Origin of the sequence: Providencia sp. R33 (genome assembly GCF_019343475.1) — a bacterium.
Lineage (GTDB): Bacteria > Pseudomonadota > Gammaproteobacteria > Enterobacterales > Enterobacteriaceae > Providencia.
In genome coordinates this window covers 677,401-699,854 of the sequence record NZ_CP072453.1, presented here as the reverse complement: position 1 = coordinate 699,854, position 22,454 = coordinate 677,401, and the positions used below count along the sequence as shown (strand labels likewise).

Below are 22,454 nucleotides of genomic sequence, written 5' to 3'. Positions count from 1 at the left end.
GAGCTATAAAGGGGTTTATATGTCAATTTCTGAACGCGTAAAAAATAAAAGAATCCTTCTCGGTCTCACTCAAACAGAGTTAGCCGAAACCGTTGGCACTACACAGCAGTCAATAGAGCAATTAGAAAGCGGGAAAACAAAACGTCCTCGCTTTCTACCCGAACTTGCAGCTGCCTTAAAATGTTCTGTTAGCTGGTTGGTTACTGGAGAAGAAGACAAAAACGATACCCTACCTCCTGAAAATGAATGGGGAGGGATAAAGTCTTGGGATAATAAAACGCCTTTGGATTACGATGAAGTAGAAGTGCCATTCTATAAAGATATTGAATTTGCTTGTGGTACCGGCGGTAGTATTGATGTGGATTACAACGGTTTTAAATTAAGGTTTGCCAAATCAACACTGCGCAAGATTGGTGCCCCTACTGATGGCTCAACAATTATTTGTTTTCCAGCAAGTGGCGATAGTATGGAGCCAGTAATACCAGATGGTTCTGCTATTGCCATTGATGTATCTAATAAAAAAATTATTGATGGAAAAGTTTACGCTATCGATCAAGATGGCTTGAAACGTTTAAAAATGCTTTATCGAAAACCAGGTGGAAAACTTATTATTCGCAGTTATAACCGTGAAGAATACGACGATGAAGAGGCTGATGAAAACAGCGTCATGATTATTGGCAGAATGTTTTGGTATTCTGTTCTTGATTACTAAGGTAACCCTATGGAAAATTTCAAGTTAAAGCTTAAAAATCATGTAGATCATGTAAAACAAGTTGGGCAACATTGCTCAACAGAGGAGACAACTAAACAGGCATTAATCTTGCCTTTCCTTGATATCCTCGGCTTTAGCCCTTATGACCCTCAAAAAGTCAAAGCAGAATACGGTGCTGACTTCCCTGGTGTAAAAGCAAATGAACGTGTTGACTATGCACTATTCTGTCAAGACGTCCCCGTTATGTTTATCGAAGCCAAATGTTATTTTGAAAAATTAGATAACCATTGTCCTCAGCTTTCTAGATATTTTAACTCGACTCCTGAAGTTACAATCTCAGCAATAACCAATGGGCTAGAGTGGCGTTTTTTCACTGATTTAAAACAAAAAAATGTTATGGACCCTACTCCATTCTTACGCATTAGAATGGATGAAATTAGTGATTCAGACGCAAGCCAATTATTCCGTTTTAGACATGATAAATTCAAACCAGAAGCATTAAGAACACTGGCTGAAGAGAGCGTATATTTATCTGCTTTCACTAAAACCATTAGCTCGAGCCTCAGAGATGTTGATAGTGAATTCGTTCGCTATGTCGCGAGCCGTTCTAATGTTGAAAGACAATTAAATCAGCGTTTTATTGACTCTATTACACCACTAGTAAAACAAGCCGTTGAGCGTTCTGTTAGTGCGATGGTAGTTTCTGGCTTATCTGGTAAATTTACTTACGGTGAAGAGCCTGTTGAAGCGGCAGCAGAGGAAACTCAAGAGTCTAATGAATTAAAAGATATTATCGATCCCGATAATCCAAACATTATTACCACAACGACTGAATTAACTTTATTTGAAAAAATAAAGCAGATCACTGGATGTGATGAAATTGAATATAAAGATACTGAGTCTTACTTTGGTGTCCTATATCAAGGCAAGGTTAATCGTTGGATAGTTAGATTCTACGATAAGAAAAATAGCGCTTATATCATGGTTCCTATAGAGATTACTGATCTGCTAGGTAATGAAATAAAGCGTGCAGGTTTAGAATTAACGAATAACCGAATCACCATTCAATCCCCTGAAGATATATTAAGAATAACAGGCATCATTCTTGACTCGTTTGAATATGTGAAAAATGATGAAAACTTCAGAAAAAAGTCAGCTAGCGAATAAGTTATAATTTATCTATATCCACCCTTGTTCATTAAAGCACAAGGGTTTTTTGTATGTTTCCTAAATTTTCATCTCTCAGTTTAAAGGCCTCAATAACCCATTTGTAGTATTCCCTGCTATTTAAACGTGACCGCCTCCCTGTTTTCACAAAATTAAACAAAATAAATCATCCTGTAAAAACAATTAATTACAATTAAAATCACGACAGAATACAATTTAATACAAATTTAATTGTTTACAGGCATACAAGATATTTTGTATATTACAAATATCGAAACAAACACAGCAAGTGTTTAGATAAGTGTTCAGACTTAAAAATTAGCCCGCATCAGGGAAACAGTTAGACCAACGCTTGAGGCAAGACCAGACAGCTCGGAAAGACGAGTATTGATTTGCAGACGTAAAAAAACCCACCGAAGTGGGTTCCTTTACCTCGGGTCGCCGACCAAAGCTAACCGAGAGTTCTACTAGCGCGACCAAACGCTAGAAGAGGCAAGACCAATGATAAATCACTGATCACAGTTATTTTAAAGGAGCTGCTATGAAAGCACAACCTGAAACCCTAAGTGTTACGCTTTATATCCACGCACAAAAGCAATTTGACGGTTCATATAAATACCGCCCTTATCCATTCAAATATGATATTGAATCTGGTTTAGGCTTTGCCATTGCTGAGCATACTATCGACATTCCCTTTACTGCTCCGTCAAATACTGAGCTAGTTCAATTAGAGATTGACTCACTCAAAGCTGAGCAAAGCAAAATTCTTGCTGATGCTCAGGTGAAATCAAGCCTACTGGAAGACCAAATCCAGATGCTGCTGTGCTTAGAAGGCAAACCCATTTCTAAAACTGACGAACAAATCCCTTATTAAGAGGCCAGACCAATGACAACTTTTATCTGTGTATTTGAGCCTACGACCGAGGCTCGAACCAATGGCGCTGTACCTTTAACCATCGCTTTCAATGCAGCGAATGCCAAAATTGCTGCAGCAACTGCAATGATTAAGCTATCTGAGGTTTACCCTGATTCTATGGATAACTTTAATATTGATAAGCCGATTATTTGTGAAGATGCTGTAGGTTCCCCTCGCCCTGCACTCGATCAGTTTGATGAAAAATTTGCTGTTGAAAATGAATTTGACGGTGAGAAATGGCAACCCATTAAATATAAAGAATTTAAAAAGCTTGCAACTAAACCTCGCGTAGCTGCTTTACTGATGTTTGGTAAAACTCAAATTACTGATAAAGAATACACTTTCATACTGAAGTATCTCAATGAAAGTGTAGAGGACCCAAAAGTTCGTAATATTGCTACTGGCCTTGCAGAAATCACCAAAGTGTCATTAATGGATGCCGATGAAACAATAGAAATTGCGCAGGCAGTTTATGAATATGCTGATGATAATGTCACCGTCGAAGAAGCTACCGCACTTGGTGAAAGTTGGTTGAAAGATGAGCCAAAAGTCGAAACTATTGAAATAGAAACGACACCAGAAGAACCAATACTAAAGCGTGATTACGCAATGATTGATACCGAAATCGCCCTTGCGTTAATTGGTGGTGTAGATTTTGATGCAATCCGTAGTGCTGATATCCGCAAAGCTAAAGAGCTAATTAGCAATGATGATAAAGCATGGAAACGCTTATCAATGGATTTGCGCACATTCCCTAGCGTTCTAGATATCCCTCGCGAGAACATATTTGCACTAGTGACAGAAGCACGTGAACAACCTGAATTATTTGATGATGCTAATGCCCGTAAAGCGTTTATTGATTCAAAACTTGGTACCAATAGCCCTAAGGTAACCTCACTCGGTAGTGGTCGTTTTGCAGTTGATAATTTAGATACTAAGCCGGCTAACGATGAAACACCTGAGCAACCGGCTAAATCAGAAAAAACAAAACGTACAAGCAAGAAAAAAGACACACTGGCTAAAGTAGAAAAAGAACCAGTTGTGATTGAGACACCTGTTATTTCTACGCCAATTGCCACTGAACAAGATGACTTTCAACAACGCGCAGCAGTCATTGATGAAGTGATCGATAGTAATAATGACCACCTCAATATTTGGAAACGAGTTCAGCGTACTGATGCGCGATTTACCAAACCGCTTGATGGGGTTGGTTATACCGGAACCAGTATTAACAGCACTTACATGTTTATGCGTGCGACTGAAATATTCGGCCCTATTGGTGAAGGCTGGGGTTATGAAATCGTTGAAGAGAAATTCGTGAATGGCAAGCCTCTTACTGAACCAGTTCTCGATGAACGCAACAAACAAGTCGCAACGCGTTTTTTACGAGACGGTGACGGCTCTTTATTCTGCGAACAGAACCACTCACTCAAGATCCGCTTTTGGTACACCATAGAATGTGAAACGCGAGGTGAATTTGAAAGCTACGGCGCTACACCTTACCGCTATCAAACCACCTATGGTATTAAGGTTGACGGTGAAGTGTTTAAAAAATCGCTGACTGATGCCATCAAAAAAGCCCTTTCCATGCTTGGCTTTAGCTCTGACGTCTATATGGGAATGCATGATAACCCTGAATATGTTGCAAGCAATAAGCTCGAGTACGAAATCAAAGCCGCTAGCGATAACGCTGAAGATGCTACCCGCATTCGTAAAGAGTTAGACGAGAAGTTCACGCGACACACTGAAACGATGCGCAGCGCGGTGACGCCAAACGAATTACGGGGTATCACATCCACCCTCACCCGCGAAATTTCAACACATGCCAAGTTGGCCAAACAACGTGGCGACAGTGAATATGAAAAATATTTAAACGGCCGTTTGCGTCGACTAAATGAAATTGAAAAAGAATGTTTAGACCAACTGAAACAAAAAGAAGAGGCAATCTAATGACCAAGACAACTGCTATTGCAATGGCTGCTGACTACAGCAAATTACAACAACTCGTCGAAACAGGTGAATTCACCGCAGAAGATGTCGCCGATACCTTAGAGGGCATCGAGTGTGAACTAGGCGATAAACTGGATGCAATTATGCTTCATGCCCGTAATTTAGAATGGCAAGCTAAAACGCTGGATGAAGAGTCAAAACGTTTGGCTGATCGTAAAAAATCATTCGAAAACCAAGTTAAGAACTTGAAAAAATATGCATTGGATTGCTTGTTAACATCAGGCAAAGACAAGTTAAAAACCACGAAAAACACCTTTACGGCTCGCGCTGGTGTTGTGCGTGTCATCATCGATAACGAAGCAGCTTTGCCCGATGAATTGGTGGATGTTCAGACCATTACTGCCCCCGACAAGAAACGCATTAAAGAAGCAATTGAAAACGGTATTGAAATACCTGGTGCTCACTTAGAAGTTGGTGACCGTTCATTAATGGTTCGTTAATCACTTTAGCGCCCAGCCATGGGCGCATATCAGGAGATATTTTTATGGCCATGAAATTAGAGGTCATCATTACTCATGATGAAACTAACAATAAATGCAGCGTTGAGTGGACTACGGCATCGACTCAACAAGTCACCCGCCAAGAAGAACAAACGCTATCACTGGTAAAAAAAGCGCTGTTACTTCAACTGGGTTACCCAACGGCACCGGCTGTTATCCATTAATGTGACATGTCACAAACGAGGCAAGACCAATGCTAAGACACGAACATCAAAAAGACCAGGAAATCAAAATCACCCTACCCGATGGCTCGCACGGGTTTGTTTCAACAGATAGACGTTGCAAGGTTTCTTATGACTTTCCTGCACATATTAGAATAGAAATACAGCCTACTCAGGCAGAACTACAAAGGAGTAAACAATGATTTATGGTTTATTCCTGCTAATTTGCAGCGGTGCTGATTGTTTATATAAGTCTAACGGATATACCTATCCCGATGAACAGAATTGTTTAATGGATAAAGACGCCCTAACTCAACGAGGTGTTTTGTCTGAATGCTATCCTATCGAAGCGATTATTCGGGCCAATAATTGATTAAGCATAATCAGTTTTATTCTGCATTTTTTCTTACTGTGGTGGTTTATTCAAAACCAATGGATAACCACCATGAAACAACCGCAACTAACCCCTTGGGAACCCAAGGAACAATTATTAACTGAGTTTGATATTAAGTTAGGCAAATTAGCTGCCAGTGTAAAAAACAGACCATGTACTGAAGCTGATATCAAGCATGCCTGCGACATTGCTGACCAACTTATTTTAATAATGATGAGGCAAGACCAAGATGAGACAAAATATCACAGAAGGCTATGATTTTTTTCCCCACGACATTAAGCAAGCGGATATAGGAGGAAGTTATGTTATATGAATGTTTGCCTATTTCCGCGTACTGCAATATGTACGGAGAAACACCAGAGTCCATTAATAAGCGCATACAACGGCAATATTGGATAGTCGGTGTACATGTTTTAAAAGTTGAAGGTTCAAAAGAACGTTGGATTGATATTGCTGAGGTGAATAAGTGGGCGCGAAAAAACAAACAGGCTACGCACTACCAAGAGGGGTGACGGTTCGTAACAACAAAACCAGCCAAACTATTGTTATCACGTTTACTTATAGAGGGGCGCTCTGTAGAGAGCCTCTCTCTAGACTAACCGTCGATAATAAAAATATTAAATATGCTGAAAGGCTACTCGCTGAAATTCAAAATAACATTGAAAAAGGCACGTTTAATTACGCTAAATATTTTCCTAACTCTAAAAAATTAATGCTTTTTGGCGTTAATAATCGCGAAAAAAGAGTGATTGATTATTTAGATGAGTATTTAGTTATTTGCGAAACTCGAAATTTATCACCCTCTACGATTGGCGGTTATAAAAAATGCAAAAGTGCCCTGTCTGATTTGCACCAATTACATGTTTCATCACTCACACCGGCGATCCTAAAAAATTGGATACAAAAGCAAACGACAGTATTAAAAACCATCCGTAATCAGCTCTCATTTTTGCGTAGCTCACTAGATGAAGCCATTACTGATGGCATTGTATCAATCAACCCAGTCAGCCTTGTATCTGCTTCAAGATACCAATCAAATAACAGTGACAATGAAAGCAGTTATATAGTCGACCCGTTGTCACCTAAAGAAGTCTCTGCCCTACTCTCTGCGGCAAGACATGAGCAATGGAAAAACTTATTCCAGTTCGCCATTAATACTGGCTTAAGAAGCTCTGAATTATGTGCATTGAGATGGAGTGATATCGATTTCATAGAAAATACCGCACACGTACAATCTGCCAGCGTCGTTGGTGTTATTAAGAAAACCAAAACTAAAGCCGGCACCAGAAAGGTTGAATTAAATAGTGAGGCCATGAACGCCCTGAATGAGCAGAAGCAATTCACGTTTATGAAAGATGGTGTGATTTTCGAAGACCCGAAAACAAATAAAGCTTGGGCAGGTGCCGATGCAATTAGGAAGAAAGCATGGGTGCCAACGCTGAAGAGAGCAGGTATTCGATATCGTAACCCATATCAAACTAGGCATACATTTGCCACAAGGCATATAAGCCAAGGCGCTAACCTATTTTGGCTAGCAGGACAAATGGGACATAAAGGGCCTGAGATGCTGTTTAGGCACTATGGGGGATATCTTAAGGAGTATGATGGGGGTACAGTACAAAATATTAATCTATTTAATATGTACTAACCCATATAATTATTCATAAATAACTTCTATTTGATACTTAAGTAACTTGTTATAATTTTACTAATTACAGATAATATCTATCTTATTTTAATCATAGAACTAAGTAAATACAGAAGGTTTTTAGTGAAAATCGAATTTCTTGTCCTTTCAACAAATGATGATTCCTTTTGCAATAGTAAAAACGCCTTTATTGATTTTCTAAAAGTTGATTCACTTATCAATATATCCGGAAAAAAACTTACATATAGAAAAACTGCAAAATCGAAACCTTTGATAACAGTAAAATTTGATGTTGAAACAAAAAACATCCCATCAAATAAAGAAAGATATTTTATTGTTGCATTAGAAAATACAGATGACAATTTAGTTGATGAATTCTCAGAGGTTAGTAATAAAATAAAAGAACTGAGTAATCGCATAAACCCCGGCTCAACAGTAATTAATATTTTATGGGATGATATTGGTAGGCATTATGCCTATAAATCCTACCCATTAATCAATGAAGTTGAAAATGTAATGAGAAAATTAATTAGTAAATTTATGCTAATTAATGTTGGTATGGAGTGGTCTAAAGAAACAATTCATCCAGATTTAGCTAAAAAAATTGAACGATTTGAAGAAGATGATATACATATTAATGATTTATATAAACTTGATTTTATAAATCTATCAGAGGTTCTCTTTAAAAAGAAACGGGATATAAGCTTAGATGAGCTTGACAAAGTTCTTCAAAAAAATGAGTTTGATAGTAACGACCACGATAAAATTCGTAAATATCTCCCAAAATCAAATTGGGAAAAATATTTTTCCGATATCCTTGGCGAAGGTTCTCAGCACCTTGAAAAAAAATGGGCGTTACTTTATAAATTAAGAAATAAAGTGGCACATAACAGATTTTTAACTCGTGAAGACTTTGAGAAAATCAAAGGATTAACCTCTCAAATAAAAGAAACGTTAACTGTTGCTATGAATAAATTAGGTGAAATAGACCTAAATGAAGAAGATAAAACTCAGATACTAAATGACTACCACTCGAAGAACCCTGGTTATTTATCTTTCTTAGCAGAAAAAGCCATTTCCGAATATTATGAAAAAAATGGATACGAGATTATAGCGCAAAATACTCATAAGTCGCCGTTTAAACCTGAGGTGGATTTAATAGTAAGAAAAATGAATGTAACTATGGCAATTGAAACCAAGTATTTTAATTTGAGAGCATCAGCTGGCTTAATAATCAATAGATTACGTTCAGCTATTGCGCAGACTCAAAGATATATAACTCAAGCAAACGTCGAGCAAGCCAAGGTTATCGCTGTATTTAAAAGTAACGGTGATGAAGTATTCACTCCTGACTTTATGAACATGTTGAAATTTATAAAAGCACATCTAGAGCAAACTACCAATAACGCCTCAGAAGTAATATTCAATATTGGTGTTATTAATGAATACGATGAATTTGAATTCATCGATATTTAAATACAAATGTTACTATATACCCACACCACGACCTCCATGTGCACATCTAGTGCACATGATTGATGTCTATTTAAAATACCCTTTCATAATCAATCAATTAAAAAATTACGGACTCGGGTTCAACTCCCGCCAGAGCCTATTTAAAAAACTCATGGTTTTTATCGTAATAATACCCTTAAAAAGGCTTATTTTTTCGCATTCCTACATACACTACTTTATTGCATAGTGAATTGCTGGATTTACAACCAATTATTATTGATGTAACAGCTATAGTGACTATTTTAGACATTGCTAAGGTAGAGCTGGGGGAGGTAGCCCATAGATACTAAGATCAAAGTCATTAGGCACTTGCTAGAGAGCAATGGCAGTGAGCCCTTAAAATTCGGCTCTGTCGGAAAGTATTTATTTTATTTTTCTGCTGAAATCAAGCTACTGAAACAGAATATGGTCACACCTTTAGTTAATTATTGAGTATAACTAGCCAAAGGTGTAATAGACAGGAGCGGCAAGTTTTATATTAATATTAGGTATAAAAAACTCTGCAAATGTGAGATTATTTCTAGTTTAGTCTTAAATTATCCATTGATGCTATACCACCCTAGTACTTTATTATTGCGTTTTCTACATGTTGAATAACTATTTTTATCCTCATAAATATACGATTAATTCAATCATCTCAAAAAGACATCCTAACATCATACCCGTAATAAACACTAAAATTGATTATATCTATTTTGTGGTAAGCATTATTGATATTATTCAACATGTATTATCACCATGTTAGAAATGGCTACAATAACTTACCTAACTGTAAAACTTTTGCAATATTATACGCCGCCTGTTGCAGGTTTTCTGCTCCCTGCTTTAGTGCCTCATCTAGCGGGCTTAACCTTGGTAAAATACTGAAAAAAGCATCGATACCTTCTTGGTGTAGTACTTCAACGCCTTTACCTAATACACCACTTAATGCAATAACAGGGACATTGTGTTTGGCCGCAACCTTGGCTATTCCTAAAGGCGCTTTCCCCCCTGCCGTTTGCCCATCCATGCTACCTTCCCCTACAATAACCAAGTCGGTATCAAGGATTTCTTGCTCTAACTTTACTGCATCAATAACGATATCAATGCCTGGTTTAAGCTGAGCATTCATAAATGCAGCGGCAGCAACAGATATCCCACCAGCAGCACCTCCGCCAGGTAAATGCCTAAAATCATGCCCTTTACTTTGTTGGATAACTTCAGCAAAACGATTTAAGCCTTTTTCCAATTCCAATACCATTGAAGCGGTTGCCCCTTTTTGTGGCCCAAATATCATTGCGGCTCCACGTTCTCCAACCAGTGGATTATCAACATCACAAGCCACTTCGATCGTACAATGTTGCAACTGAGGAGACATTCTTGATGTGTCAATCGTTGCAATATGATTTAAGACTTCACCTCCTAAACCAAGTTTGTTTTGTTGGCTATCATAAAAAATAACACCTAGGGCTTGAAGCATACCGACACCACCATCAACGGTTGCGCTACCGCCAATCCCTAAAATGATTTTTTTCGCCCCTTTTTCAAGCGCATCTTGAATTAGCTGACCTGTTCCGTAACTCGTCGTAATCATTGGATTACGCTGCTCTGGGCTAACTAACATTAACCCACTGGCCTGAGCCATTTCGATAACAGCGGTTTTTCCATTGTGTAATACACCATAGTAAGCACTTACCATATTCCCTAATGGGCCTTTAACCTCAAGTAATACTCTCTCACCACCTGCGGCCGCAATCAATGCATCAACGGTTCCTTCACCACCATCAGCAATCGGCAAACAAAGATACTGAGCATCAGGAAATACGCTTTTAAATCCTTTAGTTATGGCATTTGCGGCACATTCTGCACTCATACTTTCCTTGAAAGAATCAGGGGCTATAATAATTTTCATATATGGCTACCTATAGAACGGTTAAGTAATCAGTTAATAATATTGTTAATTTCGAAAAATATTATCGATTATCAAAATACACATCCACTTTTACAAATTGCGCATATTACTGATAAATAGATTAGCTTATTAAATTGAGAGAATTATATTCAGCACCACTTCCTAAAAACCTTTTTAGTACTGAGTATAGCCATTAACTTCTATTCGCCATTGTATCAAAAAAAAACAATTGATAAAGATTTAATTGGAAAAATTTTCCAATTATTTTTATTGATTAAAATCAATTGGTTAAAGTTAAAACAAAAACAATAAAACACTAAAATAAACCTAAAATTAATCCAACCTCATTAAAATTAATCAAAAATAGAGTAAATCAACTTAAATTGAACGAATTACCTCAAAAAAACAACAAAAAAAGAAATGATAAAAAATAAAATACTCCATAACCAACTGTTTATTAATCGATTTTATAAACAAAGGTGCTCCAGATCTATTTTTTGGAAAAATTTTTTAAATTTATATTGCATCCATCAGTTAACGGTGGCTATATTAAGTTCAAGAATTAATTCCCTTGTAGTCAATATAATTAATTAAACTGACGCTAATAACTATATATAAAACCATTAGTTATTAAGTTGATGTGTATATAGAAAATAATATTATTTAAAAAATTAAAACAATAACTTTATTACTTTATTAAAAATTCGATTAGTTAAATCTCTCGTTTTCAAATTTAAATTATATGCGTGGAAGGACACATATATGAACTATTCAGAAGAAAAAGAGATTTATCGTGAACGTGGTTATACAGATGATTTATTACCTAAAACACCGGAGCAACGAACATGGAAAACATTTAACTACTTTACGCTATGGATGGGTTCTGTCCACAATGTCCCAAATTATCTAATGGTTGGCGGTTTTTTTATTCTGGGCCTTTCTACTTTGAACATTATGTTTGCCATCGCACTAAGCGCAATATGTATCGCTTTCGTTATGGTAATGAATGGTGCGGCGGGGTCTAAATATGGTATCCCGTTCCCAATGCTACTTCGGGCATCTTATGGAATTAAAGGTTCACTCTTTCCTGGCGTACTAAGAGGCTGTATTGCTGCTATTATGTGGTTTGGCTTACAATGCTTTACCGGTTCATTAGCGCTATTAATATTAATCGGTAAAATTTGGCCTGAATTTTTAAATATAGGCAATGGCGAAACCTATATGGGGGTTACCATTCCAGCCTTTATTGTTTTCATCATCTTCTGGGCAATGAATGTTGCCATAGGACTAGGTGGAGGCAAGGTATTAAATAAACTTACTGCCATTCTTAATCCCTGTATTTATATTTTGTTTGGTGGTATGGCAATTTGGTCAGTTTCTTTAGTTGGCATTCAACCTATTTTGGATTACATCCCAAATGGTGTTAGCGAAACGCCAAGTAAAGTATTCTTTTTCTTTATCGTTATTAATAGTGTTGTCGCCGTCTGGGCAGCCCCAGCAGTAAATGCTTCTGATTTTACACAATATTCAACTAGTTTTAAACAACAAGCCATTGGACAAACCGCTGGCCTGTTAGTGGCTTACTTGCTCTTTGCCATTAGTAGCGTATGTATTTTAGCCGGCGCCAGTATTCACTACGGCGTTGATACATGGAACGTACTCGATATTGTTCAAAAATGGGATAGTTTATATGCCTCACTCTTTGCGGTAGTCGTTATTCTGATGGCAACAATTTCCACCAACGCTGCTGGTAATATTATTCCTGCAGGGTACCAAATTGCTGCACTGTCCCCATCCAAACTCACTTATCGTCACGGCGTTATTATTGCCAGTATTATCAGCGTATTAATCATGCCTTGGAAACTAATTGAGAATCAGGACAGTATTTATACTTTCTTGGATATTATTGGCGGTATTTTAGGTCCAGTTATTGGTGTCATGCTATCGCATTATTTCATCGTAATGCGTACAAACATTAATTTAGATGTCTTATATACCCGCGCAGGCGATTATAAATTCTATGAGAACGGATTTAATGTTACCGCTTTCGTTGTCACTGTTATTGCAGTTATTTTCTCCCTTGGTGGAAAATTCATTCCTGTATTAGAGCCTATATCACGTGTCTCTTGGTTTGCTGGCGTCATATTAGCCTTTGTTCTCTACTCTTTATTCAAAAAAGACACCACTAAGGTGGTTGAAAATAAAGTAAAAGCTACGAATGATTCAGATATCGGCATAAAAAACCCAGTGTGATCTGAATTAAATACCCTATTCAGCCCGTTTTAATATATTGAAAACACGCTGAACAGTAATGTTAATAAATGAAATTATAATCTTATCTAAGGAATACCCTATGTCATACGATTTAATCATTAAAAACGGTACTGTCATTCTTGAAAACGAAGCAATTAAAACAGATGTCGCGGTAAAAAATGGCAAAATTGCCGCTATTGGCTCTGGTTTATCTGGTGCAAAAGAAGAAATAAATGCCGAAGGCCTAGTCGTTTCACCAGGTATGGTTGACTCTCATGCCCACATTTCTGAACCAGGTAGAACACACTGGGAAGGCTATGAAACGGGAACTCGCTCAGCAGCAAAAGGTGGCATCACAACTATCATCGAAATGCCATTAAATCAGCTACCTGCAACCGTTGACCGTGAAAGTATTCAAATGAAATTCGACGCTGCCGCAGGTAAACTGTCAGTAGATGCAGCACAATTTGGCGGTTTAGTCTCTTATAATCTCGATAGACTGCACGAGCTAGATGAAGTGGGTGTTGTTGGCTTCAAATGCTTTGTTGCCACTTGTGGTGACAAAACTATCGATAATGACTTCCGTGATGTTGATGACTTTCAGTTTTTACGTGGTGCAGAAATTATCAGTAAATTTAACGACTCTCGTGTATTAGTTCACTGTGAAAATGCATCAATCTGTGATGAATTAGGTCGAGAAGCTGAAGCTCAAGGGCGCATAACCGCTCACGACTATGTGGCCTCGCGCCCTGTATATACTGAAATTGAGGCAATTCGCCGCGTGTTATATCTGGCAAAAGTGGCTAATTGCCCAATACATATTTGCCATATCAGTAGCCCTGAAGGCGTTGCTGAAGTAACTAAGGCACGTAATGAAGGACAGGATGTTACCTCAGAATCTTGCCCTCACTATTTTGCCTTAACAACCAATCAGTTTGAAAAAATTGGTAATTTAGCAAAATGCTCACCACCGATTCGTGATGAAGCGAACCAAGAAGGCATGTGGGAAAAACTGTTTAATGGTGAAATCGACTGTTTAGGTTCTGACCACTCACCATGCCCACCAGATATGAAAGCGGGTCATGTATTCAAGGCTTGGGGTGGAATTGCAGGGATGCAAAGCTGTGTTGACTTGATGTTTGATGAAGCAGTGCAAAAACGTGGAATGGAACTCCCATTATTTGCCAAATTAATGGCAACTAATGCAGCTAAGATCTTCGGTCTTAAGCATAAAGGTTCCATTACCGTTGGTAAAGATGCAGATTTCGTGTTTATCAAGCCAAACTCACCTTATGAATTAAAAGCTCAAGATTTAGAGTATCGCCATAAAGTCAGCCCTTATGTAGGGCGCAAAATAGGTGCACAAGTTGCACGCACTATTTTACGCGGAGAAACTATCTACGATATTAATACTGGCGTTCGTGAAACGCCTATTGGGCAGTTTATTTTAAAACACCAACAGTAATATGATGTAAATAATACAGCACACTCTTTATTGGGTGTGCTGTATTGTTATTTATAACAGGATGTAATTTATGTTTAGTTTGAACAAAGATAATGTGTTATCAGGCTTGCAATGGTTCTTTTTTATTTTCTGTAATACAGTCGTTATACCTCCTACATTACAATCTGCATTTCATCTGAGCAATGCCACCACTCACACAATTACCCAGTATGCTTTTTTAGCCACATCTCTGGCTTGCTTAATTCAAGCTATTTTCGGACACAAACGCTCTATCATGGAAGGTCCTGCGGGGCTGTGGTGGGGAACGATTTTATCTGTTGCATTTGCAGAGTCTGCTCAAGGAACACCATTAGAGGTTATTGGTGGTAGTTTTGCAGTGGGAATTGCCATTGCAGGGATCATCACTGTCATTATCGGCTTGAGTGGGGCAGGAAAGTATTTGGCTCTGCTATTTTCGCCTGGCGTGATGGCAGTATTCATGCTGTTACTCGGCGCTAATTTAATTACTATTTTTCTAAAAGGTATGTTGGGCTTACCTTTTAGTGCCACAACAGATGTTGTCCATATTAATTTCAATACATTCTTGTTAGCTTTATTTATCATGGTGTTGATCATTGGAATTATTGTCTTACTCCCTCGTCATATTAATAAATATGCTGTGCTGATTGGCTCAATATTGGGTTGGTTATTATTTTCAGTTATCTTTCGAAGTGACTCAACAGGCGTGAGTGGCATTGGCTGGCAGCTTTTCCCTCTCGGAAAAATTGAAACTATCAATTATGGTATTGTCACAACCTGTGTTATTGCCTCACTACTAAATACGTCCAATACGTTTGGCGCGATTAAGGGAACAGATTTATTTCATCCAGATTCGCCAGCAACGCCAGCCATGTATCGTCGTAGTTTTATTAGTTCTGGCGCACTCACTGTTGCCTGCTCACCACTAGGAATTGTTCCTTTCGCGCCATTTGTTTCTTCAATAGGGCTCATTACTCAAACCAACGATTTTAGTAAAAAGCCCTTTATTATTGGTAGTTTGTTATTCTTTGTTATTAGTATCGTTCCCGTTTTTTCAGGGTTCTTTTCTACCTTTCCTTTAGTGATCAGTAGTACCGTGATGATGGTCACTTACTTACCTCTGCTTTGGTCTTCTTTGTTATTTATTCGTATTTTAGATTTAAATCCGCGCAATATTTATCGACTTGCTTTGCCTATTTTTATTGGCATATTTTTGATGAGTGTTCCTCCAACTTATATGCAAGATATTCCATTGATGGTAAGACCTATCATCACAAATGGGTTATTAATGGGAATTATTATTTCTATAATCTTGGAAAATATATTTAAGTGGGATGCTGTAAAATAGAAAGGATAAATAAAATCTCATAGAGGTAATATATATTAATTATATTACCTCTTTTTTATTCACTTAATGTTATGCAAAAAAAAGCCCCAGATACATGGGGCAAATAAACGACTAGTTAAACTGTTTACTTCTTACATTTACACTTACAATATGAAGATCATTACATTCAAACAATTAGACTGCGTATTAGTCTCCTAATTTATGGTTAGCCATAATTTCAATTGCTTTGATTAAGGCTGAATGGTCATTATCTTGAGCGCCATGTGCTGCACATAAATTGAAAAGTTCCTGACAGGTCGCGGTATTCGGTAAACTCATCGATAAAGCCTTCGCACCCTGCAAGGCAAGATTTAAGTCTTTTTGATGTAAAGAGATCCTAAACCCTGGGTCAAATGTGCGTTTTACCATGCGCTCGCCATGAACTTCAAGGATACGCGATGATGCAAATCCACCCATTAATGCTTCACGAACACGTGCAGGATCGGCCCCAGCTTTTGACGCAAAAACTAATGCTTCAGAAACGGCTTCAATGGTTAATGCAACGATAATTTGGTTAGCAACCTTACAGGTTTGTCCATCTCCATTTCCGCCCACCAAACTGATATTTTTACCCATTAATTCAAGTAGCGGTTTTACTTTAGTGAAAGTCGATTCTTCACCACCCACCATAATACTCAATGTGCCTTGCTTAGCTCCGACTTCACCACCGGAAACTGGCGCATCTAAATACTGACCGCCTAATTCATTGACTTTTTTTGCGTATTCTTTGGTTTCAATCGGGGATATGGAGCTCATATCCACAATGATTTTGCCTTTCAACGCTGTAGATGCGCAGCCGTTCTCACCAAATAGCACCTCTCCAACGTGAGGGGTATCTGGCACCATGACAAAGATAATATCAGCGTTTTCAGTCACTTCTTTAGCCGATGAAAATGTCTTTACCCCTTCATCCGTAAGATATGCGGGAATTTTCCCACGGGTATTTACAGCCAGCTCATGGCCACCCTTTAATAAGTTAGCCGCCATTGGGCCACCCATAATTCCTAAACCAATAAAGCCTAATTTCATAATACTCTCCTAATTATAAATACGGTTTCATCCAGCCTAAACCTGCTTCTGTTGTTGCCGCAGGCTTATATTCGCAACCGATCCAGCCTGTGAAGCCCATTTGTTCTAGCTGTTTAAATAAATAGGTATAATTAATCTCACCCGTTCCTGGCTCATGACGGCCTGGGTTATCTGCGAGTTGAATGTGGCAAATATGCTTTAATAAACGTTTCATTGTCTCAGTCAGCTCACCTTCCATTCGCTGCATATGGTAAATGTCATATTGGAAGTAAATATTGGCATGACTGACACGCTTAATTACATCTTCGACCTGAGCTGATTTATTCAAATAGAAACCTGGAATATCGTAAGTATTCACAGCTTCTACCAGTAAACGTATATTCTCTTTTTCTAACTGCTCAGCTGCATAACGAAGGTTTGCAACGAGGGTTTCCATCGTTTTTTCTTCACTAAGCGATGGGTCTTTACGCCCCACTAAGCAGTTAATTTGTTTACAATTCAAGATCTTTGCATATTCAATCGCTTTTTTAACGCCTTCTTGAAACTCTTTTTGTCTTTCAGGCAAACAAGCGATACCTCTTTCGCCACCATTCCAATCACCCGCTGGGAGGTTAAAAAGAACTTGAGTCAGTTTATTTTCATCTAACTCTTTTTTGATTTCCTGAGCAGTAAAGTCATATGGAAACATGTATTCCACTGCTTTAAAGCCATTTTTAGCTGCCAATTTAAAGCGCTGCATAAAATCGGCTTCTGTAAATAACATAGATAAGTTAGCTGCAAATTTAGTCATTTTTTCGCTCTCTTATTTATATTGGTAAAATGCTGTTGCAGTTGGTGCATCAGCTTCAGAGGTCGCAACTTCTTCAAACTCAGTAACGTTATCCAGTTCTGTACCCATAGAAATATTGGTGACGCGCTCCAAAATAATTTCCACAACAACAGGCACACTGAATTCTTTCATGAGTTTTTCAGCTTGTTTGAATGCTGGCGCAATATCTTCTGGTTTAAAGACACGAATAGCTTTACAACCTAAGCCTTCAACCACTTTGACGTGATCAACACCGTATTCACCAATGACATCATTATTGATATTTTCAAAGGAAAGCTGGACGCAATAGTCCATATCAAAGCCACGTTGTGATTGACGGATCAGACCTAAGTAAGCGTTGTTTACTAATACATGGATATATGGCAATTTGAACTGAGCACCGACCGCCAATTCTTCAATCATAAATTGGAAGTCATAATCCCCTGATACGGCAACGACCTTACGTTTAGGATCAGCGGCACATACCCCTAATGCAGCAGGTAAAGTCCAACCTAATGGGCCAGCTTGACCGCAGTTGATCCAGTGACGCGGTTTAAAGATGTGTAACATTTGAGCGGCTGCAATTTGCGATAAACCAATGGTTGTGACATAGCAAACATCGCGGCCAAATGTTTTGTTCATTTCCTCATAAACACGCTGTGGCTTCACCGGTACATTGTCAAAATGCGTTTTACGTAACAGAGTACGTTTACGCTCTTGGCATTCATCTACCCATTTGCTGTAATCAGGTAAAGATCCCGCTTGTTTACGTGCTTTTGCTCGCTCAACCAAGAGCTCTAACGCAGCTTTAGCATCGGAGACAATCCCTAAATCAGGGCAGAAAATACGGCCAATTTGTGTAGGCTCGATATCAATATGTACTGTTTTACGGTTACCGACATATTTTTCTACAGTACCAGTGTGTCGGTTAGCCCAACGATTACCCACACCCAATAAGAAATCAGATTCTAATAAGGTTGCATTTCCATAACGGTGAGCTGTTTGTAAACCAACCATACCGGCCATCAGTTTATGATCATCAGGGATTGTTCCCCAACCCATTAAAGTTGGAATGACAGGCACGTTACAGATTTCAGCTAACTCTTGCAGTTTATCTGCCGCATTCGCGTTGATAACACCGCCACCGGAGATAATCAGTGGTTTTTTCGACGCGAATAACATATCCAGTGCCTTATCAACCTGAGCAACTGTTGCCGCTGGCTTGTAAGCTGGCAATGGTTCATAAGTCTCTGGATCAAACTCAATTTCAGCGACTTGTACATCAAAAGGTAGGTCAATTAATACGGGTCCAGGGCGACCAGAACGCATTAAATGGAAAGCTTGCTGCAATACTCGAGGAACTAGTGCAGGCTCTAGCACCGTTGTTGCCATTTTGGTAACCGGCTTTGCGATAGACTCGATATCGACTGCTTGGAAATCTTCTTTATGTAATTTAGCTCTTGGCGCTTGGCCTGTAATACACAAAATAGGAATTGAATCAGCTGAAGCGGAATATAATGCTGTGATCATATCAGTTCCTGCGGGACCTGATGTACCAAGACACATCCCAATGTTACCCGGATTTGCTCTCGTATATCCCTCAGCCATATGAGAGGCACCTTCTACGTGGCGAGCAAGATAGTGTTTGATCCCACCATGCTTACGCATCGCACTATAGAATGGGTTTATTGCGGCTCCAGGAACACCGAATGCGGTTGTGATCCCTTCTTTTTCCAGTACATACATTGCAGCATCAACTGCGCGCATCTTAGCCATAACAACTCCTATTTGGAAAATTTTTCCAACTTTATTTTTTGTCTAAAAAAACCGTTTTTTTAAAAACGGATTATCTATGTATTCTGTACTCTTTGGTTAATCAGCTCGTTGATTACCATCTAACCACTTGTTAAATAAACTCTTTTTAGCGGATGATTAACACCCGCTGATCTCTGGTCTTTATGATTGGCGCTCACCTAATGCCGCGCTGATATCCGCAGCAACGTCACGAACCAGTTCCCCTAGCTCAGTAAAACGTTCTTCAGTTACCCTTGCACTAGGGCCCGAAATAGATATTGCTGCTATCACTGAATTATTACGATCAAATATAGGTGCCGCTAAACAATTAAGACCCAGAGCATGTTCTTCATTATCAATGACATAACCCAGCTCTTGATAATGCCCTAACGCCTTTCTCAACACATTAATGCTGGTGATGGTTTTAGGGGTGAATTCTTGTAAACCAGAGCGTGTGACAAGCTCTAACATTTCCTCTTCATCAAGCGGGAACAATAATGCCTTCCCAGCTCCTGATGCATGTAATGGTAAACGACTCCCCAACGGTGCGCACATTCTCACTAACGCATGGCATTCACATTGGCGGATTAATACAGCATCTAAATTATTACGAATAGCCAAGTTTGCCGTTTCCCCTGATAGCAACATTAGCCTGCGCATAAATGGCCCAGCAACTGATACTACGTCCCTATCATTCATATATGTAGCCCCAACTGTGAATGATTGCAGACCGATATGCCACCAGCCAAGTTGTGGGTCTTGAAAAATAAACTCTGATTGCTCAAGGACTTTCAGCAAGCGAAATGTCGTTGATAAAGGTAAACCTAACTGCTCAGATAAAACAGAGACTGAGGAGCTCCCACCTGAATTAGCCAGAAATTGAAGGATATCCAACCCGCGCTCAAGTGCTTGCGCACCTTTTGGCGAACTTTTATCTGTCTGTGGTCTTCCTTTTGTGCGTGGTTCAGTCATTTATTTTTACCTTTTATGTTTACTATCGGCAGAAAGGAATTATATTACCTAGCCCTTATTGCCCAATAGAGTAGTTAAGGAAAAACTATTTGACAAGGCTCAGGGAGATCCATAACGACACAATTGTCAGCACCGCCTCTATCTACCGTTAAAAAATCCGTTTGTGATTGAAATGCATAAATAGGATGATGCCAGACATCACGGTGATAGTTTACACCCTGCTTACCATTGGTGATAAATGCTCGTAAAGTACCAACTGGGATATCATCCCCAGGCTCAGCAACCACCACAATGAAACGCTCACCATTCATTGGGATAAAAGCTTGACTGGAAAGCGGATGCTTCTCTAAAAGTTTAATATTCATTGGCATATCAATAGGTTCTGAACGACTAATACTCATCAGAACGGGACTTGCATCTGTAATCTCTGCCTTACCTAAAGCATGATAACGTTCTGTCGTACCATCATTGATATGAAAAAATTCAGATCCTTCAACTTGGATGACGTCTCCATAGGGGGCAAACGCTTCCGGTGTCAGATCAGATAGAACAAGTTCCATTATTTTCTCCTAACACACTAAAAATTTTAAGCCACTATTTTGTACAACCACCTACTGACAAAATCAGTTTATCAGGTTGTATTACATTTAACATCATTTTTTGGAAAATTTTTCCACAAAAAACCATAGATCACAGTTTTTCATTTTATTTTGTATATAATTCTTTAATATTCAGTAAGATAATAATTACTAACAATTCTACAGAATTTATACTTATCACTTTCAATTATGATGAAGCCAACTTAATGGATGACGTGAAACAAAATGCAGATCTAAAAAATATTATAAATTGATTTTTCCTTTGACTTTAGGGAGATACGAACATGTTAGATCAAGAAACGATGACAACATTTATCACCGTTGCGCAGTGTCAGAGCTTTTCTCAAGCCGCAAAACAACTCTACAAAAGTACCGCAACCATCAGTTACCGGATCAAAATCTTAGAAGAATATGTTGGAGTCCAGCTTTTCACTCGAACGACACGAACCGTTAACCTAACATCTGCGGGGGAATATCTCCTTGAACATTGCCGTGAATGGCATAATTGGTTAAGTAGTATGCCAAATCAGTTACGGCTGATTAATGAAGGCGTCGAGCAAGAAGTTACTATTGCAATTAATAACTTGCTCTATGAACCGAATGCCGTAGCGGACTTACTTCAACACCTCATCGAGCGCTTTCCTTTCACTCGCATTAATATCACTCGCCAAGTATATATGGGGGTGTGGGATTCCCTACTCAGTAACAAATGTGACATTGCTATCGGTGTCCCAGGTTCTGAATCATTAGACAGCGGTGTGAACACCTTATTTTTAGGCAAAATCGATTGGGTATTTACTGTGGCCAACCAACATCCACTTGCCTCTATTGACGGTATTCTTAGCGATGAACAACTCCGTTGTTACCCTACTATCAATGTGGAAGATACCTCGCTAGTTTTATCCAAACGCACTGCATGGTTATTATCTGGCCAAAGGGAAATTAAAGTGCCTGATATGAAAACCAAAGTACTCTGTCACCTAAAAGGAACGGGAATTGGCTTTTTACCTGCCTCTATTTGCAAACCCTATATTCAAAACCAACAACTCATTGCAAAATTGATAAAAAGACCAAGAAGGCCGTCTCCACTATCTTTAGCGTGGAATAGTGACCATCAAGGGGAAGTATTAAAAACTGTGGTGAAGCTCTTCAAACTTCGCGACCCTATCATTCAAGGCTTGCTGAGCCCAATTGACCCAGCAACAAAGTAACTTT

General features: G+C 38.7%; 20 protein-coding genes. 14 read left to right on the top strand and 6 right to left on the bottom strand.

From position 1 onward, the window contains the following. Positions 1 to 19 precede the first annotated feature (19 nt). The 10 genes from J6836_RS03160 (at position 20) to J6836_RS03115 (ending at position 8,984) form a co-directional block, all read left to right on the top strand. On the top strand, positions 20 to 712 hold the full coding sequence (locus J6836_RS03160; protein WP_110592088.1) for an XRE family transcriptional regulator: 693 nt from the start codon (positions 20 to 22) through the stop codon (positions 710 to 712). Positions 713 to 721: 9 nt separating this feature from the next. Beyond that, on the top strand, positions 722 to 1,879 hold the full coding sequence (locus J6836_RS03155) for a type I restriction endonuclease (protein WP_048607774.1): 1,158 nt from the start codon (positions 722 to 724) through the stop codon (positions 1,877 to 1,879). Between the two features lie 541 nt (positions 1,880 to 2,420). After that, positions 2,421 to 2,753, top strand: a complete 333-nt coding sequence (locus tag J6836_RS03150) for a hypothetical protein (RefSeq protein WP_219246772.1) — start codon at positions 2,421 to 2,423, stop codon at positions 2,751 to 2,753. Positions 2,754 to 2,765: 12 nt separating this feature from the next. Beyond that, positions 2,766 to 4,745 (top strand): hypothetical protein, encoded by a 1,980-nt coding sequence (locus J6836_RS03145; RefSeq protein WP_219246770.1) that lies wholly within the window; start codon positions 2,766 to 2,768, stop codon positions 4,743 to 4,745. After that, positions 4,745 to 5,245, top strand: coding sequence for a siphovirus Gp157 family protein (locus J6836_RS03140; RefSeq protein ID WP_219246767.1), 501 nt, complete (start codon positions 4,745 to 4,747; stop codon positions 5,243 to 5,245). The genes J6836_RS03145 and J6836_RS03140 overlap by 1 nt, the downstream gene beginning before the upstream one ends. Before the next feature lie 44 nt (positions 5,246 to 5,289). Further along, on the top strand, positions 5,290 to 5,469 hold the full coding sequence (locus J6836_RS03135; protein ID WP_096863384.1) for a hypothetical protein: 180 nt from the start codon (positions 5,290 to 5,292) through the stop codon (positions 5,467 to 5,469). A gap of 442 nt (positions 5,470 to 5,911) precedes the next feature. After that, the gene (locus tag J6836_RS23055; protein WP_219246765.1) at positions 5,912 to 6,118 is read left to right on the top strand and encodes a hypothetical protein; all 207 of its coding nucleotides are present in this window, start codon (positions 5,912 to 5,914) and stop codon (positions 6,116 to 6,118) included. 44 nt (positions 6,119 to 6,162) lie between these two features. After that, positions 6,163 to 6,372: an excisionase gene (locus J6836_RS03125; RefSeq protein WP_068445436.1), complete on the top strand. Its 210-nt coding sequence runs from the start codon at positions 6,163 to 6,165 to the stop codon at positions 6,370 to 6,372. Then, the gene (locus tag J6836_RS03120) at positions 6,327 to 7,508 is read left to right on the top strand and encodes a site-specific integrase (protein ID WP_219246764.1); all 1,182 of its coding nucleotides are present in this window, start codon (positions 6,327 to 6,329) and stop codon (positions 7,506 to 7,508) included. Before J6836_RS03125 ends, J6836_RS03120 begins: the two co-directional genes overlap by 46 nt. Before the next feature lie 123 nt (positions 7,509 to 7,631). Beyond that, on the top strand, positions 7,632 to 8,984 hold the full coding sequence (locus J6836_RS03115; protein WP_219246762.1) for a YraN family protein: 1,353 nt from the start codon (positions 7,632 to 7,634) through the stop codon (positions 8,982 to 8,984). A 790-nt stretch (positions 8,985 to 9,774) separates the two neighbouring features. On the opposite strand, the gene J6836_RS03110 is transcribed toward J6836_RS03115, so the two are convergent. Continuing rightward, positions 9,775 to 10,914: a glycerate kinase gene (locus tag J6836_RS03110; protein WP_219246760.1), complete on the bottom strand. Its 1,140-nt coding sequence runs from the start codon at positions 10,912 to 10,914 to the stop codon at positions 9,775 to 9,777. Positions 10,915 to 11,676: 762 nt separating this feature from the next. Between J6836_RS03110 and J6836_RS03105 the strand changes: the two genes are divergently transcribed. The 3 genes from J6836_RS03105 (at position 11,677) to J6836_RS03095 (ending at position 15,998) form a co-directional block, all read left to right on the top strand. Then, positions 11,677 to 13,167 (top strand): allantoin transporter, encoded by a 1,491-nt coding sequence (locus tag J6836_RS03105; protein WP_219246758.1) that lies wholly within the window; start codon positions 11,677 to 11,679, stop codon positions 13,165 to 13,167. 100 nt (positions 13,168 to 13,267) lie between these two features. Next, positions 13,268 to 14,632, top strand: coding sequence for an allantoinase AllB (gene allB, locus J6836_RS03100; RefSeq protein ID WP_219246756.1), 1,365 nt, complete (start codon positions 13,268 to 13,270; stop codon positions 14,630 to 14,632). A 70-nt stretch (positions 14,633 to 14,702) separates the two neighbouring features. Further along, positions 14,703 to 15,998, top strand: coding sequence for a uracil/xanthine transporter (locus tag J6836_RS03095; RefSeq protein ID WP_219246754.1), 1,296 nt, complete (start codon positions 14,703 to 14,705; stop codon positions 15,996 to 15,998). Positions 15,999 to 16,184: 186 nt separating this feature from the next. Here the strand turns inward: J6836_RS03095 and glxR are convergent, their stop codons facing one another. The 5 genes from glxR to J6836_RS03070 all read right to left on the bottom strand — a co-directional run bounded on the left by glxR (position 16,185) and on the right by J6836_RS03070 (position 21,200). Then, positions 16,185 to 17,066, bottom strand: a complete 882-nt coding sequence (glxR, locus tag J6836_RS03090; protein ID WP_219246751.1) for a 2-hydroxy-3-oxopropionate reductase — start codon at positions 17,064 to 17,066, stop codon at positions 16,185 to 16,187. Between the two features lie 13 nt (positions 17,067 to 17,079). Beyond that, positions 17,080 to 17,856: a hydroxypyruvate isomerase gene (gene hyi / locus J6836_RS03085; RefSeq protein WP_219246749.1), complete on the bottom strand. Its 777-nt coding sequence runs from the start codon at positions 17,854 to 17,856 to the stop codon at positions 17,080 to 17,082. A gap of 12 nt (positions 17,857 to 17,868) precedes the next feature. Continuing rightward, positions 17,869 to 19,650: a glyoxylate carboligase gene (gcl, locus tag J6836_RS03080; RefSeq protein WP_219246747.1), complete on the bottom strand. Its 1,782-nt coding sequence runs from the start codon at positions 19,648 to 19,650 to the stop codon at positions 17,869 to 17,871. A 180-nt stretch (positions 19,651 to 19,830) separates the two neighbouring features. Next, positions 19,831 to 20,640, bottom strand: a complete 810-nt coding sequence (locus tag J6836_RS03075) for an IclR family transcriptional regulator domain-containing protein (RefSeq protein WP_219246744.1) — start codon at positions 20,638 to 20,640, stop codon at positions 19,831 to 19,833. A 74-nt stretch (positions 20,641 to 20,714) separates the two neighbouring features. Further along, positions 20,715 to 21,200, bottom strand: coding sequence for an ureidoglycolate lyase (locus J6836_RS03070; protein ID WP_219246742.1), 486 nt, complete (start codon positions 21,198 to 21,200; stop codon positions 20,715 to 20,717). A 323-nt stretch (positions 21,201 to 21,523) separates the two neighbouring features. Between J6836_RS03070 and allS the strand changes: the two genes are divergently transcribed. Further along, positions 21,524 to 22,450 (top strand): HTH-type transcriptional activator AllS, encoded by a 927-nt coding sequence (gene allS / locus J6836_RS03065; RefSeq protein ID WP_219246740.1) that lies wholly within the window; start codon positions 21,524 to 21,526, stop codon positions 22,448 to 22,450. Positions 22,451 to 22,454 lie beyond the last annotated feature (4 nt).